Origin of the sequence: Mesorhizobium sp. M7A.F.Ca.CA.004.12.1.1 (genome assembly GCF_003997835.1) — a bacterium.
GTDB lineage: Bacteria > Pseudomonadota > Alphaproteobacteria > Rhizobiales > Rhizobiaceae > Mesorhizobium.
This window is the reverse complement of sequence record NZ_RZRK01001203.1, coordinates 1-1,255: the sequence shown is the minus strand read 5'-3', so window position 1 is coordinate 1,255 and position 1,255 is coordinate 1. Positions and strand designations below refer to the sequence as shown.

General features: G+C 65.2%; 1 protein-coding gene. It reads right to left on the bottom strand.

Annotated features, from left to right (window positions below):
• Positions 1 to 1,255: carbamoyl-phosphate synthase large subunit (gene carB / locus EN984_RS35115; RefSeq protein ID WP_127384379.1), on the bottom strand; the 1,255-nt coding region annotated here is incomplete at both ends.

The window sequence follows — 1,255 nt, the reverse complement described above, 5'->3', positions numbered from 1 at the left end:
TCGATCATGTCGGGCGAAGTGCCGAGGATCGGAATGCCGGCCTTTTCCAGCGCGTCCGCCAGCTTCAGCGGCGTCTGGCCGCCGAACTGGACGATGACGCCAACCAGTTCGCCCGAGGCCTGCTCGGCGCGCAGGATCTCCAGCACGTCTTCCGCCGTCAGCGGCTCGAAATAGAGCCGGTCCGACGTGTCGTAGTCGGTCGAGACCGTCTCCGGGTTGCAGTTGATCATGATCGCTTCGTAGCCGGCATCGCGCAGCGCAAAGGCGGCGTGGCAGCAGCAATAGTCGAACTCGATGCCCTGGCCGATGCGGTTCGGCCCGCCGCCCAGGATGACGACCTTCTTGCGCGACGAGACCTGCGCCTCGTCGGCCAGCGCACCGGCAAACGGCCCTTCATAGGTCGAATACATGTAGGCGGTCGGCGAGGCGAACTCGGCCGCGCAAGTGTCGATGCGCTTATAAACCGGATGAACGTCGAGCTTTTCGCGAATCTTCGCAATCACTTCGACGTCTGTTTTCGTCAATGACGCGAGGCGGGCGTCGGAAAAACCCATGGCCTTCAGCATGCGCAGATTGACGGCATCCTCGGGGATGCCGTGCTCGCGGATGCGGGCTTCCATGGCGACGATCCCGGCGATCTGCTCAAGGAACCACGGGTCGATCTTGCACATGGCGTGCACGTCTTCCAGCGACGTGCCCATGCGGATCGCCTGCGCCACCATGCGCAGCCGGTCGGGCGTCGGCGTGCCGAGCGCGGCGCGGATGGCGTTGCGGTCGTCGGCATGGTTGGCCGTCGCCGCACCGTAGCCGAGGCCGGGGATCTCGATTTCGTCGAGGCCGGTCAGGCCGGTTTCCAGTCCACGCAGCGCTTTCTGCAGCGATTCCTGAAAAGTGCGGCCGATGGCCATGACTTCGCCGACCGACTTCATGGCGGTGGTCAGCACCGGCTCGGCGCCGGGGAATTTCTCGAAGGCGAAACGCGGGATTTTCGTCACGACGTAATCGATCGACGGCTCGAAGGAGGCCGGCGTGGCGCCACCGGTGATGTCGTTCTCCAACTCGTCCAGGGTGTAGCCAACGGCGAGCTTTGCCGCGATCTTGGCGATCGGGAAACCGGTCGCTTTCGAGGCCAGAGCCGACGAGCGCGAGACGCGCGGGTTCATCTCGATCACGACCAGGCGGCCGTCGGCCGGGTTGACGGCGAACTGCACGTTGGAGCCGCCGGTCTCGACGCCGATCTCGCGCAGCACGGCGA